14 protein-coding genes are annotated in these 16,465 nt (G+C 75.4%); 7 read left to right on the top strand and 7 right to left on the bottom strand.

The annotated features are described in order from the left end of the window. Window positions 1–18: 18 nt before the first annotated feature. From ABD158_RS03355 to ABD158_RS03335, 5 genes are all read right to left on the bottom strand, one after another. Window positions 19–1,521: an aromatic amino acid lyase gene (locus ABD158_RS03355; RefSeq protein WP_344003660.1), complete on the bottom strand. Its 1,503-nt coding sequence runs from the start codon at window positions 1,519–1,521 to the stop codon at window positions 19–21. A gap of 55 nt (window positions 1,522–1,576) precedes the next feature. Next, the gene (locus ABD158_RS03350; protein WP_344003658.1) at window positions 1,577–2,590 is read right to left on the bottom strand and encodes an ornithine cyclodeaminase family protein; all 1,014 of its coding nucleotides are present in this window, start codon (window positions 2,588–2,590) and stop codon (window positions 1,577–1,579) included. A 137-nt stretch (window positions 2,591–2,727) separates the two neighbouring features. Next, complete coding sequence (gene hutU / locus ABD158_RS03345; protein WP_344003655.1) at window positions 2,728–4,425, bottom strand: urocanate hydratase; 1,698 nt, start codon at window positions 4,423–4,425, stop codon at window positions 2,728–2,730. Then, window positions 4,422–5,996 (bottom strand): histidine ammonia-lyase, encoded by a 1,575-nt coding sequence (gene hutH, locus ABD158_RS03340; RefSeq protein ID WP_344003652.1) that lies wholly within the window; start codon window positions 5,994–5,996, stop codon window positions 4,422–4,424. The genes hutU and hutH overlap by 4 nt, the downstream gene beginning before the upstream one ends. 110 nt (window positions 5,997–6,106) lie before the next feature. Further along, window positions 6,107–6,358, bottom strand: coding sequence for a hypothetical protein (locus ABD158_RS03335; protein WP_344003649.1), 252 nt, complete (start codon window positions 6,356–6,358; stop codon window positions 6,107–6,109). Between the two features lie 226 nt (window positions 6,359–6,584). Here ABD158_RS03335 and ABD158_RS03330 point away from each other — a divergent pair, with 226 nt between their 5' ends. The 7 genes from ABD158_RS03330 (at window position 6,585) to ABD158_RS03300 (ending at window position 13,776) form a co-directional block, all read left to right on the top strand. After that, entirely contained in the window at window positions 6,585–7,697 is a 1,113-nt protein-coding gene (locus tag ABD158_RS03330; RefSeq protein WP_344003646.1) for a ferredoxin reductase, read from the top strand. Between the two features lie 48 nt (window positions 7,698–7,745). Then, on the top strand, window positions 7,746–8,945 hold the full coding sequence (locus ABD158_RS03325; protein ID WP_344003644.1) for a fatty acid desaturase family protein: 1,200 nt from the start codon (window positions 7,746–7,748) through the stop codon (window positions 8,943–8,945). 77 nt (window positions 8,946–9,022) lie between these two features. Next, on the top strand, window positions 9,023–9,460 hold the full coding sequence (locus ABD158_RS03320; RefSeq protein ID WP_344003641.1) for a hypothetical protein: 438 nt from the start codon (window positions 9,023–9,025) through the stop codon (window positions 9,458–9,460). A gap of 187 nt (window positions 9,461–9,647) precedes the next feature. Beyond that, window positions 9,648–10,397 carry an IclR family transcriptional regulator gene (locus tag ABD158_RS03315; protein ID WP_344003639.1) on the top strand — a complete coding sequence of 250 codons (750 nt, stop codon included), beginning with the start codon at window positions 9,648–9,650 and terminating at the stop codon, window positions 10,395–10,397. 32 nt (window positions 10,398–10,429) lie between these two features. Continuing rightward, window positions 10,430–10,978, top strand: a complete 549-nt coding sequence (locus tag ABD158_RS03310; protein ID WP_344003636.1) for a hypothetical protein — start codon at window positions 10,430–10,432, stop codon at window positions 10,976–10,978. 45 nt (window positions 10,979–11,023) lie between these two features. Next, complete coding sequence (locus ABD158_RS03305; RefSeq protein WP_344003633.1) at window positions 11,024–11,737, top strand: copper resistance CopC family protein; 714 nt, start codon at window positions 11,024–11,026, stop codon at window positions 11,735–11,737. Then, on the top strand, window positions 11,734–13,776 hold the full coding sequence (locus ABD158_RS03300) for a bifunctional copper resistance protein CopD/cytochrome c oxidase assembly protein (protein WP_344003631.1): 2,043 nt from the start codon (window positions 11,734–11,736) through the stop codon (window positions 13,774–13,776). Before ABD158_RS03305 ends, ABD158_RS03300 begins: the two co-directional genes overlap by 4 nt. A gap of 18 nt (window positions 13,777–13,794) precedes the next feature. Here the strand turns inward: ABD158_RS03300 and ABD158_RS03295 are convergent, their stop codons facing one another. Continuing rightward, entirely contained in the window at window positions 13,795–14,685 is an 891-nt protein-coding gene (locus ABD158_RS03295; RefSeq protein WP_344003628.1) for a PhzF family phenazine biosynthesis protein, read from the bottom strand. Then, entirely contained in the window at window positions 14,682–16,451 is a 1,770-nt protein-coding gene (gene sppA / locus ABD158_RS03290; RefSeq protein WP_344003625.1) for a signal peptide peptidase SppA, read from the bottom strand. The genes ABD158_RS03295 and sppA overlap by 4 nt, the downstream gene beginning before the upstream one ends. Window positions 16,452–16,465 lie beyond the last annotated feature (14 nt).

Raw genomic sequence — 16,465 nt, 5'->3', positions numbered from 1 at the left:
GGGGCTGATCGGGGCCTTCTACTCGTCCGGACCGACGGCCGGCGCCGTCAGGGCCGCCTCCAGCAGGGTCTGGAGGTCCTCGCCCCAGGGCCGGTCCAGGGTGGAGGCGGGCAGCAGCGCCGCGAGCCGGTCGAGCAGGCCGGCCAGGGGCGCAGGCGCCTCCGCCAGCAGGTGGGGAGCCAGCAGGCGCGCCTGGTGCACGGCGAGCAGCTCGCAGGCCACCACCTCGTGGGCGGCGGCGACCGTGAGCCGCAGCCGCTCGAGTGCCTCGAGGGCGAAGGTCTGCACGTCCTCCTGACCCCCGGAGGTCTCGGCCGCGCCGAGCGGCGTCGCGGACCAGCCCGAGACCGCGTGCACCGCGGCGACCGCGCGCTTGTGGACCGCCACCAAGCCGCCGTGGGGACCGGGGTCGGCCGAGAGCTGGGCCGGCAGGCCGGAGGTGCGGGGATCGAGCATCCGGTGCAGCCGCGCCGCCCCGACGGTGGCGGCGTGCGCGAGCGCGACCCGCAGGGTGTCCGCCCCGGCCGCGAGCTCCAGGCCGTGGAAGCCGGCGGTGCCCACGAAGACCCCGCCCTGGTAATCCTGGTCGTCCTCCTCGCCCTCGGAGCCGCCGGGCAGCCACGCGGGCGAGTCGCCGACCCCGTCCAGCACGCGGTCGACCGCGCCGTCGAGCGCAGCGACCGCGCGGCGCAGGTGGGCGTGCACGTGGCCGACCACGCGGAAGGACACGGGCGCCTGGAGCCGTCGTACGGGCGCGTCGTCGGTGACCCCGGGCAGCGCCGCGGCCAGGTCCGCGAGCACGCCCGCCAGCACGTCGTCGCCCCGGGCGAGCGCGGGCCGGTAGGGGTCGCGGCTCGCGCCGACGAGGCCGACCTCGGCGGCCGCGGTGGTGAGCCACAGCGTCTCGAGCCGGCGGACGTCGTCGGCGCGGAGCAGGGCCAGCGCCGCGGCGACCGGGGTGCCCTGGAGCAGCGAGAGACCCTCCTTGGGCCCGAGCGGTCCGGGGGCCTCGGGTGGGGCGTGCGTGAGCCACCGGCCCACGCCGGCGAGGTGGCCGAAGGCGTGGGACAGCGGGATGATCTCGCCCGCCGCCCCGGAGCCGGTGCGCGGCACGGCGGGCAGCGCGTCGCTCGCCAGCAGCCCGGCCAGCCAGGCGCAGAGCTCGGCGGACACCCCGGCGTCGCCGGCGAGGAAGGTGCGCAGGCGCACCGCGAGCAGCGCGCGGGTCTCCGTCCCGTCGAGGTACGGCGGGCCGCCGACGGCCCGGGCCAGCATCAGCCGCGCCGAGTGGTCGCCGCGGTCGGTCTCGGCCAGGGCCACGTCGCTCAGCGCCCCCATGCCCGTGGACACGCCGTACGCCGGGACGCCGCCGTCGAGCGCGGCCAGCACCTCGGCGCGGGTCGCGCCCAGGCGCCCGGCGAGCCCGTCGTCGAGCTCGACCGTCGCGCCGGCCGCGACCGCGCGGACGGCGGCCGCGTCGAGGTCCGCCGGGTGCGCGACCACCACGGCACGGGCCGTCATCGGCGACCCGCCGACGTCGTCCCCGTCGGTCGCGGACCCCTCGGCTCCGGTCGCATCAGTGGAAGCGCACCATCGTGCCGAGGTCGGCGGCCTCGGCGCGCTCCAGGAGCAGCTGGCCGACCGCGACGTCGAGGATCGACAGGCCGCGGTGCCAGAACAGGATCCGCTCGGTGTCGGACTCGCGCCCCGGACGCTCGCCGGTGACGACCTGGCCGAGCTCGGCGTGCAGGGACTCGGCGGTCACCGCGCCGGAGCGCAGGTGGGGCCGCAGCGCGCCGAACTCGCCGGACTGCGCCTCCCGCCAGTCGTCGACGACGACCTTGTCGATGACGTCGATCAGGTCGGGCGCGAGCGCCGAGACGGTGCCGTAGGGCACCAGCAGCGCGCCCTCCTTCACCAGGTCGGTGGTGACCAGCGGCGTCGGCTCCGTCAGCCGGGTGGCCTCGACGGCGATGTCGGCGCCGTCGAGGGTGGCCTCGGTGGAGTCCGTGACCACGACGGGGGTGTCGAGCTCGGCGCGCAGCCGCTCGGCGAACGCCTCGCGGGACTCGGGCCGCTTGCTCGTCACCCGGATCTCGTCGAGGTCGAACATCGCGTCCAGCATCACGATGTTCGCGTACGCCGTCCCGCGCGCGCCGACGTGGCCGAGGACCTTGCTGTCGCCCCGCGCGAGGCGCCGGGCGCCGACGGCGGTCATCGCGCCGGTGCGGACCTCGGTGATCCAGGTGGCGTCGAGGATCGCGGCCGGGACGCCGGTGTGCGGGTCGTACAGCGTCAGCAGCGCCAGCTCGCTGGGCAGGCCGACGGTGTAGTTCGGGACGAAGTCGCCGACCACCTTGACCCCCGCGACGCCGTGGTCGCCGAGGCTGGTGACGGAGCCGCGGAGCACGTTGAAGTGGCCGCGCCCGTCGTTGTCGGGCAGCAGGTGGGTGCGCGGCTCGAAGACCGTCTCGCGCCGCCCGTGGGCCGCCACCACCCGCTCGCAGGCGTCGACGACCTCCGCGGGCGTCAGCCCGATCGCGTCGACGTCCGGTCCGCTCACGAACCTCAGCCACAGTCCGTCGCTCATGCCTGGTCCCGCCTCATCCCTGTCTCGTCCCCGGCCCGCGGGGCTGGTCCCCGACGTCCTGACCACGCTGCATCGATCCCACCGGTCAGGACGTCAGGGACTGTCCGACCGGCCAGCCCCATCCGACCAGCCCGACCTCAGCCCCGCGCCATGGGGATGCGCACGCCGCGCTCGTCGGCGACGCGGTCGGCCTCGTCGTACCCGGCGTCGACGTGACGGATGACGCCCATGCCGGGGTCGTTGGTCAGCACGCGCTCGAGGCGGGCGGCGGCCTCGGGGGTGCCGTCGGCGACGCAGACCTGGCCGGCGTGCAGCGAGCGGCCGATCCCGACGCCGCCGCCGTGGTGCAGCGAGACCCACGAGGCGCCCGACGCGGTGTTCACCAGCGCGTTGAGCAGCGGCCAGTCCGCGATCGCGTCGGAGCCGTCGAGCATCGCCTCGGTCTCGCGGTACGGCGAGGCGACGGAGCCGCAGTCGAGGTGGTCGCGGCCGATCACGACGGGCGCCTTCAGCTCGCCGGAGGCGACCATCTCGTTGAACTTGAGCCCGGCGAGGTGGCGCTCGCCGTAGCCCAGCCAGCAGATGCGGGCGGGCAGGCCCTGGAAGTGGACCTTCTCGCCGGCCATCGTCAGCCATCGGCGCAGCTTGTCGTCGTCGGGGAACAGCTCCAGCACGGCGCGGTCGGTCGCGGCGATGTCGGCCGGGTCGCCCGAGAGCGCCACCCAGCGGAACGGGCCGCGGCCGGCGCAGAACTGCGGCCGGATGTACGCCGGGACGAACCCGGGGAACTCGAAGGCCCGGTCGTAGCCGCCCTTGCGCGCCTCGTCGCGGATCGAGTTGCCGTAGTCGAAGACCTCGGCGCCGCCGGCCTGCATCTCGACCATCGCGCGCACGTGGGCGGCCATCGCCTCCTGCGCGCGCTTGGTGAACCCGACCGGGTCCTCGCCGCGCTCGGTGTCCCAGTCCTCGGGGGCGGTGCCGATCGGGAGGTAGGCCAGCGGGTCGTGCGCGGAGGTCTGGTCGGTGACGACGTCGATGGGCGCCTCGCGCTCGAGCAGCGCGGGGAACACCTCGGCGGCGTTGCCGAGCAGACCGATCGACAGCGGTCGACGCGCGTCGCGCGCCTCGATCGCCAGCGCGAGCGCGTGGTCCAGGTCGTCGGCCTGGACGTCGAGGTAGCGGTGCTCGATGCGGCGGGTGATGCGCGCCTGGTCGACCTCCACGCAGATCGCGACGCCCTCGTTCATGGTCACCGCGAGCGGCTGGGCGCCGCCCATGCCGCCGAGGCCCGCGGTCAGCGTGATCGTGCCGGCCAGGGTGCCCCCGAACGACTTCTCGGCCACCGCGGCGAAGGTCTCGAAGGTGCCCTGGAGGATCCCCTGGGTGCCGATGTAGATCCAGGACCCGGCGGTCATCTGGCCGTACATCGTCAGCCCCTCGGCCTCGAGCCGGCGGAACTCCTCCCAGGTCGCCCAGTCGCCGACCAGGTTGGAGTTCGCGATCAGCACGCGCGGCGCGTAGGGGTGGGTCCGCATGACGCCGACCGGCTTGCCGGACTGCACGAGCAGGGTCTCGTCGTCCTCGAGCTGCCGCAGCTCGCGCACCAGCGCGTCGTACGCCGCCCAGGAGCGCGCGGCGCGCCCGGTGCCGCCGTAGACGACGAGGTGGTCGGGGTCCTCGGCGACCTCGGGGTCGAGGTTGTTCATCAGCATCCGCAGCGCGGCCTCGGTCTCCCAGCTCTTGCAGGTGAGCGCGGGCCCGCGGTCGGCGCGCACGGGCCGGGCGCCCTCGGTCGAGAGGAGGCTGTTGACGGGGGGTGTCGCGGACGTGCTCATCGCAGTTCTCCGATCGTGGCGGTGACGGCCTCCAGGACGGCTCCGGAGGCGACGAGGTCGACGCAGGTCTCGATCTCGGGTGACAGGTGGCGGTCGGTGCCGGGGCCCTCGACGCCGGCCTCGCGCAGCAGCCGGACGACGGCGCCGGAGGCCGGGGAGGGCTCGAGCGGGGCTCGCAGGTCGAGCGCCCGGGCGGCGGTCATGACCTCGATCGCGACGACGCGGCCGAGGCCGTCGACGGCGCGCCGCAGCTTGCGGGCAGCGCCCCAGCCCATCGACACGTGGTCCTCCTGCATGGCCGAGGAGGGGATGGAGTCCACGCTGGCCGGCACGGCGAGGCGCTTCATCTCGGAGACGACGGCGGCCTGGGTGTACTGCGCGATCATCAGGCCGGAGTCCACGCCGGGGTCGGCGGCGAGGAACGGCGGCAGCCCGTGGCTGCGGTGGCGGTCGAGGAACCGGTCGGTGCGCCGCTCGGAGATCCCCGCGACGTCCGCGGCGGAGATCGCGAGGAAGTCGAGGACGTGCGCGACGGGGGCGCCGTGGAAGTTGCCGTTGGACTCGACGCGACCCGGCTCGTCGCCCTCCGCGAACAGCACCACCGGGTTGTCGACGACGCTGGCGAGCTCGAAGCCGGCGATCCGCCCGGCGTGGTCGACGGTGTCGCGGGCGGCGCCGTGGACCTGCGGGCTGCAGCGCAGGGAGTAGGCGTCCTGCACGCGGTGGCAGTCGGGCCCGCGGTGGGAGGCGACGACGCCGGAGTCGGCCAGGATCGCGACCAGGTTGGCCGCGCTGTCCGCCTGGCCGGGCTGCGGGCGGAGCCGCTGCAGCTCGGCGGCGAACACCCGGTCGGTGCCCAGCTGGCCCTCGACGCTCATCGCGGCGGCGACGTCGGCGGTGCGCAGCAGCATCCGCAGGTCGGCGAGCGCGAGCACCAGCATCGCGAGCATCCCGTCGGTGCCGTTGATGAGGGCCAGGCCCTCCTTCGCGGCGAGCTCGACCGGCTCCAGGCCGGCCGCGGCGAGGGCGTCGCCGGCGGGCATCGCCGTGCCGGCGGCGTCGCGGACCTCGCCCTCGCCGATCAGCGCCAGCGCGCAGTGGCTCAGCGGCGCGAGGTCGCCCGAGCAGCCGAGCGAGCCGTGCTCGCGCACCACCGGGGTGATGCCGTGGCTCAGCAGGTCGGCGAGCAGCTGCGCGGTCCCCCGTCGTACGCCGGTGTGGCCGGTCGCCAGCGTCGACAGGCGCAGCAGCATCAGGCCGCGCGTCACCTCGCGCTCGACCTCGGGCCCGGAGCCCGCGGCGTGGCTGCGGACCAGCGAGCGCTGAAGGCGGGCCCGCATGTCGGCCGGGATGTGGCGGGTGGCCAGCGCGCCGAAGCCCGTCGAGATCCCGTACGCCGGGGTCTCGCCCGCGGCGAGCTCGTCGACCACGGCGCGCCCGGCGTCGATCGCGGCGAGGGCCTCGTCGCTCAGCCGCACGCGGGCGCCGTGCCGGGCCACGGCGACGAGGTCCTCGGGGGTGACGGGACCGGGGCCGACCTCGACGGTCCCGACCGGGGTGGGGGTGCTCACCCGCCCATGGCACACCCGCGACCGTGCGACCCGCCAGCGATGCGAGCCCTCCTGCGTCTCGGATACGAGACCCGCCGGCCCCTCCCCCGTCGTCGGGGCCGGCGGGAGCGTCAGCGCCGCGGGGCGGGCGCGGCCGTCGGCCCCTCGACGTCGCCCTGCGCCACGCGCCACGCGAGCCGGGCCGCCAGCAGGACCACGACGACGGCGCCCACCACCAGGACCGGGGCGAGCGAGACCTCGAAGACCCACAGCCCGGCGACGACGACGCCGAGGAACGCGAGGTTCGCGAGGTCGGCGCGGACCTCCCGGGCGACGGTGGGCAGGGGCTTGATCCGGTTCATGTCGACGAGGAGGGAGTCCATGGCTCCACCGTCACCCGGTGCGCGCGGCTGCGGCAGGGCGTGGCGTCACCGGTCGGCCATGACGAACCGCACCCGTCGGGGATGCGCCGCGCACCGCCCGCCCGGTCCCCGGGACGGCTGCGCACACACCCGTTCCGCCGGTAGCGTGATCGGGATCACGCCAGGGGGTACCGATCGGTAACCCGTTGGTGTACAACTGATCACCGAACGCCTGAGGAGGCCGCGGGTGAGCGTCCCGAAGATCTTGACGAGAGTGCCCGAGCGGGTCGAGCGGACCGACTGGAAGCGGGTCCGCACGCTGGCCGACAAGCTCACCACGCCGCTGCACCCGGACGACTACCTCAAGCTGGTCAACCCGCTGTGGTCGGCCCGCGAGCTGCGCGGTCGGCTCGAGGACGTGGTCCAGGAGACCGACGACGCCTCGACCCTGGTCATCAAGCCCGGCTGGGGCTGGTCGTTCGACCACGAGGCGGGCCAGTACGTCGGGATCGGCATCGAGGTCGACGGCCGCATCCAGTGGCGCTCGTACTCGCTGACCTCGACCCCGCGCCGCCGCGGTCGCCGGATCACGATCACGGTCCGCGCCATGCCCGAGGGCCTGCTCTCGGGCCACCTGGTCTCCGGCATGCAGCCGGGCGCGATCGTGCGGCTCGCGGCGCCCGCGGGCGAGTTCGTGCTGCCGTCCCCGCCGCCCGAGAAGATCCTGTTCCTCGTCGCCGGCAGCGGCGTCACCCCGGTGATGTCGATGCTCAAGACGATGGACCGGCGCGGCACGATGACCGACGTCAAGGTCGTCTACTCCAGCCCCACCGCGGACCGGATGATCTTCCGCGACGCCCTGCTGGGCCTCGCCGAGAAGCACCCCTCCCTCGACCTGACCCTGCGCTACACCGACGACGAGGGCATGTTCTCCCTCGAGGACGACCTCGACGCGACCTGCCCCGACTGGACCGGGCGTCAGACCTGGGCCTGCGGCCCGGGCCCGATGCTCGACGCGGCGGAGGAGCACTTCCGCGCCCACGACGTCGAGGACCACCTGCACCTCGAGCGCTTCACCCTCGAGCTCGGCGAGAACACCGGCGAGGGCGGCACGGTCAGCTTCCAGAACTCCGGCCGGACCGCCGAGGTCGACGGCTCGACCACCATCCTCGAGGCCGGCGAGAAGGCCGGGATCGGGATGCCGTACGGCTGCCGGATGGGCATCTGCCACACCTGCACGCTGACGCTCGTGTCGGGCTCGGTGACCGACGTGCGCAACGGCGACCAGTTCGCCCAGCCCAACGAGCAGATCCAGACCTGCGTCACCGTCGCCAACGGCGACTGCACCCTCAACATCTGACGGCACCACACCCGCTCGGCCCAGCCCCACACCACCCGGAGGACACGTATGGCGATCGCCGACGTCAAGGAGTACACACACCTGTCGAAGGAGGACGTCGAGGCGCTCGGCGCCGAGTTCGACGCCATCCGCACGCGGATCGAGGAGTCCCGCAACGCCGACGACGCGGCGTACATCAAGCGGATGATCAAGATCCAGCGGGGCCTGGCCTTCGCGGGTCGCGTCACGCTGTTCGCCAGCCACAAGAAGCCCGCCTGGGCCGCCGGCGCCGCGCTCCTGGGGATCGCCAAGATCCTCGAGAACATGGAGATCGGCCACAACGTCATGCACGGCCAGTGGGACTGGATGAACGACCCGGAGATCCACTCCTCCAACTGGGAGTGGGACACGGCGCAGCCGGCCGAGCAGTGGAAGCACAGCCACAACTACGTGCACCACCAGTTCACCAACGTGCTGGGCTACGACAACGACATCGGCTACGGCATCCTCCGCATGGCCCGCGAGCAGAAGTGGTCGCCGGTCAACCTGGGCCAGCCGGTCTACAACGCGGCGCTGGCCACGCTGTTCCAGTGGGGTGTCGCCCTCCACGACCTCGACATCGAGCGGATCATGAAGGGCGAGAAGGACCCGAAGGAGATGAAGCGACAGCTCAAGCAGATCTTCCGCAAGGGCCGCAACCAGATCCTCAAGGACTACGTCGTCTACCCGGCGCTCGCGGGGCCGAACTGGAAGACGACGCTGAGCGCCAACGTCGCCGCCAACCTGACCCGCAACCTGTGGTCGTACGTGATCATCTTCTGCGGCCACTTCCCCGACGGTGCGATGCACTTCACCGAGGAGGAGCTCGAGGACGAGACGCGCGCCGAGTGGTACCTGCGCCAGGTGCTGGGCGCCGCCAACTTCGAGGGCGGCGAGCTGCTGCACATCATGTCGGGCAACCTCGGCTACCAGATCGAGCACCACCTCTTCCCGGACCTGCCGTCTAACCGGTACGGCGAGATCTCGGTCGAGGTCAAGGAGATCTGCCGGCGCTACGGGATCCCCTACACGATCGGCCCGCTGCACCGTCAGTACGGCCAGGCGCTGCGCACGATCATGAAGCTGTCGCTGCCCAACGGCTTCACGCAGCCCGACGGCACCCCGCCGCCCGACGAGCTCCCGCGCCAGCGCCGCAAGCGCCGGACGGACGCGGAGCGCGAGCCGCGCCGCGCCGAGCTCGGCAGCTGGTCCCGAGGTCGTACGGCGTGAGCTGGAGGCCGACCGTCGTGGACCCTTCGACGGGCTCAGGACGACGCGGCGGCCTCGCCCCTCGTGGAGCCGACGAGGTGACGTGGCCGACCGACCTGGCCGAGCGACGCCTCGACGAGGAGTCGGGGTTGCCGCTGCCGTTCGTGTGCGAGCACGACGACGGCAGCGGCGACCTCGCCCACCTGTCCAAGAAGCGGGTGCTGCAGTGCGCGCTGAGCCGGGTCTGCGCCGCCTGCGGCCTGTCCGGCCTGCCGAACCCGCTGCCCCTGCTCGGCACGGAGGACGAGGTCGAGGACAACGGCTTCCGGATCCCGCCGATGCACGACGCGTGCCTGGCCGCGGCCCTGGCCTGGACCCGGCTCGGCCGCCCCGTGCTCGGCCAGACCGTCGCCCGGCCCGCCTGGCGCGTCGTCCGCACCGGCGGCTTCGACCTCGACCGCCCCGACGGCACCGGCCACCCGGCGTACCCGACGTTCCGGCCGCACTCCGTCGTGTCCGTGCGCGAGGTCGTCTGAGGCCCGCCCGGCGCTCGCCCGGGTGTCGGCGTAGTCCCTGACGTTCCGACCACGGCGGCGTAGTCCCCGACGTTGCGACCACGGCGGCGTAGTCCCTGACGTTGCGACCACGAGATCACCGATCCGGTGGTCAGGACGTCAGGGACTATCCCGCCTGCCGTGCGTGCCGCGCCTACGCTGGACGCCGATGAGCCAGGTCCCCGCTGCGACGCGAGCGCTGCGGGTGCTCCGCTTCCTGGCCACGCAGCCCGGACCGGTCCCCGTCGACCGGGTGATGCGGGCCTGCGACCTGCCCCGCAGCTCGGCGTACCACCTGCTGCGGGCCATGGCGGACGAGGGATTCGTCGTGCACCTGCCCGAGGACCGCACCGTCGGGCTCGGGGTCGGGGCCTTCGAGGTCGGCAGCGGCTACGCCCGCTCCGTGCCCCTGGCGCGGCTGGCGCGGCGCCCGCTGGCCGACCTCGCCGACGGCACCGGCGCCAGCGCCCAGCTGGCCGTGCTGCACGGCCGCGACGTGCTGTACGTCGTGCAGGAGCGCGCCCCCGGCCGCCCCCCGCTCGTCACGGGCGTCGGCGTGCGGCTGCCCGCGCTCGGCACCGCCAGCGGGCGGGCGGTCCTGGCGGCGCTGCCCGGACCCCAGGTGCGGGCGCTGTACGCCGACGCCGAGGCGTTCCCCGTCACGGACGGCACCGGTCCCCGCAGCCTCAGCGAGCTGCGGACGGTGCTCGCCGAGACCCGGCAGCGCGGCCACGCCGTGGAGCACGAGGAGGTCAGCGAGGGCCTGGCCAGCGTCGCCGCCGCCGTCCTCGACCACACCGGCCACCCGGTCGCCGCCGTCGCGGTGACGCTCCCCGTCGGCGAGGACGTCGGCCCGGCCGTCGCCGGGGTGGTGCGGACGGCAGGCGTGCTCAGTGCCCGGATCGGCGGTCGCGGGTAGCCTCGGGCCCACACGACGAGGGGTACGGCGGCATGGACGCAGCGACACCGACCGCGGCACGCGGCACGGCGCTCGGCCTCGTGACCGCCGCGGGTGCCACCTGGGCCCACCACGCCGCGGGCGGCACCGTCGGCCCGGGCGCGTTCGGCCTCGCCGTCCTCGTCTCCGTCGCCGCCGGCCTCGCGCTGACCCCCACCCGCGGCACCTCGCCCCTGCGGGTGCTGGCCCTGGCCGCGGCCACGCAGGGCGCCTGGCACCTGCTCCTCGCCACCGGGCCGCCGACGTCCCACACGGGCGCCGCCCACGGCGAGCCCGGACCGATGCTGCTCGCCCACCTCGCGGTCGTGGTGGTCACGACCGCCCTCGCGCTCGGCGCCGACCGCGCGCTGCTCGCCCTCGCCCGCGAGGCGCTGGACCGGCTCCGCGTGCCCGCGCCCGGTCACCCGTCGTACGACGTGACGAGCGTCGCCCCGCCGGCACCCACCGTCGGCGCTCCCCGACCGCCCGCGCCGGGTACCGCTCCCGTGAGGGGCCCGCCGAGCACCCGAGCCCTCGTGCCCCTCGCCCCCGCAGCAGCCTGACCGGCGCGCCGCGGCGGCGCACCACCCAGCAGCTCGGAGGTAACCGTGACCACGTCCCACCCCACCCCTCAGGCCCCCGCGGCCCGGCGCCTGCGGCGTCCCGCCACCGCGCTCGCCGCGCTCGTCGTCGCCACCCTCGGCTCCTTCGTCGGCGGGACGCTCGCCCTCGGCGTGCCGACGGCCGCCGCCCACGCCTCGCTCGTCTCCGCCACCCCCGCCGACGGCGCCGTCGTCGACACCCCGCCCTCGGAGGTCGCGCTCACCTTCAGCGAGGAGGTCCGCGACCCTGCCTTCGTCTCCGTCAGCCACGACGGGCAGCGGGTCGGTGCGGACGGCCGGGCCGAGGTCGACGGCGCGACCGTCTCCGTGCCGCAGACCGGCACGGAGGCCGGTGCCTACACCGTCGCCTACCGCGTGGTCTCCGCCGACGGCCACCCGATCGAGGGCGAGTACACCTTCGAGGTCCGCAACGCCGCGCCGTCGCCGTCGCGCGCCGCGGAGCCCTCGACCGCCCCCGGGACGGCGGCCGACCCGGGGGCCGACGCCACCCCCGAGGCGGGCACCGACGCGGGCACCGACGAGACCGGCACCGACAGCACGAGCGACACCACCGAGGACACGACCGAGGCGGCCTCGCAGCAGTCCGAGGGCGGCTTCTGGGCCACCAACGGCACCGTCGTCGTCATCGGTGTCGGCGTCCTGCTGGCCGTCGTCGCGCTGCTGCTCGTCGGTCGCCGGAGGGGGAACGACGCCGGGTGACCGACACGCAGACGCCCCAACGGACCGACCCGCGCCCGCCCGATCCGGCGCCGGGTCCGTCGTCGACCCCGCAGCGGCGCGCCCAGGCCCTGGCCGCCGCGCTCGCCGCGGCCGGTGCGCTCGTCGTCCTGCTGGTGCTGGCCGGCGGGGCGCCGCGGCCGGCGCCGGCCGGCCTGCCCGACCCGGGGCCGTTCGTGGGCTGGGCCCTGCCCGCGCTCGACCTGGCCGGCCAGGTGCTGGCCGTGCTGGTCGTCGCCGGGCTGCTGGTGCCCCTGCTGACGATGCGGACCCTGCGCGACACCGTCGGCGGCCCGTCCGGGTCCCGCGGGGCGCTGCTGACGGTGGCCACCGCGGCCGGGCTGTGGGCGCTCGTCGCGCTCGTGCAGGTCGTGCTCACCTACGCCGACCAGGCCGCCGTGCCGCTCGGGGGCCTCGACGGCGGGGGCCTGCTCGACGCCCTCGGCTACTCCACCCAGGCGCAGGCCCTGCTGGCGCAGGCAGTCGTGGCGCTCGTCGTCGCGGCCGCCGCGACCCGCACCCGCACCGCCGGCGGCGCGGCCTGGCTGCTCGGCGCCGCCCTCCTGGCCGTCGTCCCACCGCTGCTGACCGGGCACGCCGCGTCCTCCGGCGGCGCCGGAGGTCACGGGCTCGGCGAGATCTCGCTGCTCTGGCACGTCCTCGGCGCCTCCGTCTGGGCGGGCGGGGTCGTCGCGCTGTGGTGGCACCTGGCCGACCGCCCCGAGCTGCGCGTCCGCGCCGCCCGCCGCTTCTCCGGTCTCGCGGCGTGGGCGTTCGGCGTGGTCGCGGTCTCCGGGGTCCTCACCGGCGTCGCGCGCCTCGGCGGGCTCGGCGAGCTGACGTCGCCGTACGGGCTCGGGGTGCTGACCAAGACCGTCGTCCTCGGGGCCGTGGGCCTGGTGGCGATCCGCCTGCGCCGGCTGGTGCGCGCGACCGGCTCCGGCGAGCTCGGCGCGGCCCGCTTCGCGGGGCTGACCGGGCTCGAGGTGACGCTCATGGGCCTGGCCTTCGGGCTGGGCGCCGCCCTGTCGCGCACCCCCACCCCGGCCGGGGAGCTGCAGACCCCGGCGGAGCTCCTCGTCGGCGGCGCGCTGCCGCCGGACCCGACGTTCGGCCGGCTGCTGTGGACCTGGCAGCTGTCCGGCGTGGGGCTGATGGTGGTGCTGCTCGGCGGCGTCGCGTACGCCGTGGGCGTGCTGCGGCTGCGTCGCCGCGGCGACCGGTGGTCGCCGTGGCGCACCGCGTCGTTCGCGTTCGGCCTGCTCGTCGTGCTGTACGCGACCTGCGGCGGGCTCGGGGTCTACTCCGAGGTGCTCTTCAGCGTCCACATGGTCGCCCACATGGCCCTCGCCATGCTCGCGCCGATCTTCCTGGTCCTCGGGGCCCCCACCACCCTCGCGCTGCGCGCGCTGCCCGGTGCCGACGTGCCCGGCGGCACCGGCCCGCGCCAGATGCTGTCCGCGGCGCTGCGCTCGCGGGTCGCCGGTGTCGTGACGCACCCCGTCGTCGCCGGCCTGCTGTTCGTCGGCAGCCTCTACGTCGTCTACCTCGGCGGTCTGTTCGGCGTCCTGATGGACCACCACCTCGGGCACGCCGCCATGGAGATCCACTTCCTGGCCTCGGGACTGCTGTTCTTCGAGATCATCATCGGCGACTCGCCCGTCCGGCGGCTGCCCCACATCGCCCGGCTCGGCCTGCTGATGGTCACGATCGCGTTCCACGCGTTCTTCGCCGTCGCGGTCATGTCGACCGAGGGCGTCATCGGCGCCCGCTACTACGAGACGCTCGCCTACGCCCGGGACCCGCTGGAGGACCAGTACCTCGCCGGCTCCGCGACCTGGGCGCTCGGTGAGGTGCCGATGGTGCTGCTCATCGTCGTCCTGCTGCTGCAGTGGTGGGGCGACGACAGCCGCGAGGCGAGGCGCCGCGACCGCGGTGGCACCGCCGAGGCCGAGCTCGCGGCGTACAACGAGATGCTGTCCCGCCGCTCCGCCGCCGACCGGGCCACCTCCGAGCGCTGAGCGTCGGCGCGGCGCCGGCTAGAGCGCGACCGTGCCGGCGACGACGGTGCGGGTGGCGCCGCCGACCCAGGTGGTGCGGCCCGAGCCGTCGGGGGCGTCCTCGGCGACGACGTGGACCCGGCCGTCCCGGCCCAGCGCGGTGCCCTGGCGGGCGGTGTACGCCGGGGGCAGGACGCCGGTCTCGACCAGCCACACGCCGAACCCGGCGTTGAGGCTGCCGGTGACCGGGTCCTCCGTGACGCCGAGGTCGCCGGCGAACGCGCGGACCTCGGCGTCCGCCGGGCCGCCCGGCTCGTGCAGGCCGATCACGCCCACGTCGCGCCCCGCGAGCGCGACCGGGTCGGGGCGCACCGCCAGCACGGCGTCCGCCGACACCAGCCGCAGGCCGAGCCAGCCCGGGCCGTTGTCGAGCCAGTGCGCGTCGAGGACCTGCTCGGGGAACAGCCGCAGCGCCCGGGTGGCCCACTCCCGGGTCTCGGCGTCGACCTCCCCGTAGCGCAGGAAGCCGGGTGCCGCGAAGGCGAGCGTCGCCTCGCCGCGTCGTACGACGACCGGTCCGGCGCCGCACTCCTGCACGACCACTCCGTCGGTCCGGGGCCGCCCGCCCGCCTCGAGCCAGGCGTGGGCCGAGCCGAGGGTGGGGTGGCCCGCGAAGGGCAGCTCGCGGTCCGGGGTGAAGATCCGCACCCGGTAGTCGGCGCCCGCCGCGACACCCTCGGCGCTCGGGGTCAGCAGGAAGGTCGTCTCCGACAGGTTGGTCCAGCGCGCGAACGCCTGGAGGGCGGGCTCGTCGAGGTCGTCGGCGTCGTGGACGACCGCGACCGGGTTGCCGGTCAGCGGGCCGGTGGTGAACACGTCGACCTGGGAGAAGCGCCGCTCCACCGGGCCCCGGGCGGTCGCGGCGGTCATCGCAGCCTCACGTCGAGGCCCATGGTCAGCACGCCGGTCGGCGCGACGCCGACCGCGCTGAGCAGGCGCGTGAGCAGCGGCGGCCCCTCGCCGAACGCCAGCCCGGCCGACGCCGCGGCGGGGACCTCGCTGTTCTCCGGCTGCTGCAGGGCGGCGAACGGGCTGACCCGCGGATAGGTCCGCACGTGCACGTCGCCGCGCTCGACGCCGCCCAGGCCGCAGGCCACGTCGACCGCGCGGGACAGGCCGCCGAGCTCGTCGACCAGACCCCGCTCGAGGGCGTCCGCGCCCGTCCAGACGCGGCCCTTCGCGACCTCGCGGAGGTCCCCCAGCCCCAGCCCCCGGTCGGTCGCGGCCTTCGCGGTGAAGTCGTCGTACACGCGGTCGAGCCAGCCCTCCAGGCGGGCCCACTCCTCGTCGTCGAAGGCCCGCTGGGTGTCGAACATGTCGGCGTAGCGGCCGACCGACACCGTCTCGCGGGCGATGCCGACCTTGTCGAGCAGCTCGCGCAGCACCTGCTTGCCGGCCAGCACCCCGATGGACCCGGTGATGGTGCCGGCGCTCGCCAGGACGCGGTCGCACGGCATGGCGATGAAGTAGCCGCCGGAGGCGGCGACCGAGCCCATCGAGGCCACGACGGGCGTGCCGGACTCCCGCAGGGCGTGGACCTCGCGTCGCACCGCGTCGGAGGCGGCGTAGGAGCCGCCCGGGCTGTCGACCCGCAGCACGACCGCCTTCACCGCGTCGTCGCGCCCGGCGGCGCGCAGCGCCGCGCCGAGGGTCTCCGAGCCCACGGAGGGCCCGCCGAGCGGGTTCGCGCCACCGGAGCGGCCGAGGTGGATCGCGCCGTGGGCGCCGACGACCGCGACGACCGGGGTGTCGGCCGTGCCGGGCACGCTGCCGGCGAGACCGCTCAGGACGCCGCCCAGGCCGCCGGTGCCGGCGTGCTTCTCGACGAAGCGCAGCGCCGGCGCGTCCGCGCGGTCCTGGTGGCCCGCGCCGACGCCGAGGTCGTCGTAGACCTCGTCGCGGTAGCCGAGCCGGTCCACCAGCCCGCGCTCCAGCGCCTCGTCGGCGGTGAGCGGGCCGGCCTCCAGGGCGGCGCGGACGGCCTCGCGGGTCAGCCCGCGCCCCTGGGCGACGTCCGCGACCAGCGTGTCGGTCGCCGAGGTGACCAGGCGGGTCAGCATCTCGCGCACCGGGTCGGTCATCGCGGAGCGCAGGAAGGTGTCCGCGGCCGACTTGAACTCGTGGCGCTGCGCGATCTGGGGCTCGACGCCGAGCTTGTCGAGGGCGCCGCGGAGGAAGGTCGCCCGGCCGGCCATGCCGACCAGCCCCACGTCGCCGCTCGGCTGCAGCCAGACCTCCTCGAACGCGCTCGCCAGGTGGTACGGCGTGTTGCCCGGACCGAGCTCGCCGTACGCCTCGGACCACACGACCGTCCGCGTGCCGGCCGCCCGCAGCCGGCCCACGGCCTCGCGCAGCTCCGCCGACTGCGCCAGCGTCGGCTCCCAGCCACCGACGTGGGCGACCAGGCCGACTACCTCCTCGTCGTCGCAGGCCTTCTCGAGCGCCTCCACGACCGTCCGCAGGGAGGGGCGGTTGAGTGACCGCACGGCCTCCAGCGGTGACGTGGGCGGCGCCTCCACCAGCCCGCGGCCCAGCTCCAGCTCGAGCACCACCCCTCCGCGCGGACCGGCGCCCACCAGCGTGCGCAGCCGGGCGGGCAGCCGTGAGGCCAGGGCGTGGGGCAACGTCGGGACCATGCGTCCACGCTAGC

Source organism: Nocardioides lentus (genome assembly GCF_039529515.1).
Taxonomy (GTDB): Bacteria; Actinomycetota; Actinomycetes; order Propionibacteriales; family Nocardioidaceae; genus Nocardioides; species Nocardioides lentus.
This window is presented reverse-complemented; position numbering and strand designations above follow the sequence as displayed.

Coding starts and splice junctions, on each gene's coding strand:
- hutU (WP_344003655.1), bottom strand. CDS start 4,425: ATGAGCACGTCCGCGACACCCCCCGTCAACAGCCTCCTCTCGACCGAG.
- ABD158_RS03335 (WP_344003649.1), bottom strand. CDS start 6,358: ATGGACTCCCTCCTCGTCGACATGAACCGGATCAAGCCCCTGCCCACC.
- ABD158_RS03355 (WP_344003660.1), bottom strand. CDS start 1,521: ATGACGGCCCGTGCCGTGGTGGTCGCGCACCCGGCGGACCTCGACGCG.
- ABD158_RS03325 (WP_344003644.1), top strand. CDS start 7,746: ATGGCGATCGCCGACGTCAAGGAGTACACACACCTGTCGAAGGAGGAC.
- ABD158_RS03350 (WP_344003658.1), bottom strand. CDS start 2,590: ATGAGCGACGGACTGTGGCTGAGGTTCGTGAGCGGACCGGACGTCGAC.
- ABD158_RS03310 (WP_344003636.1), top strand. CDS start 10,430: ATGGACGCAGCGACACCGACCGCGGCACGCGGCACGGCGCTCGGCCTC.
- ABD158_RS03315 (WP_344003639.1), top strand. CDS start 9,648: ATGAGCCAGGTCCCCGCTGCGACGCGAGCGCTGCGGGTGCTCCGCTTC.
- ABD158_RS03295 (WP_344003628.1), bottom strand. CDS start 14,685: ATGACCGCCGCGACCGCCCGGGGCCCGGTGGAGCGGCGCTTCTCCCAG.
- sppA (WP_344003625.1), bottom strand. CDS start 16,451: ATGGTCCCGACGTTGCCCCACGCCCTGGCCTCACGGCTGCCCGCCCGG.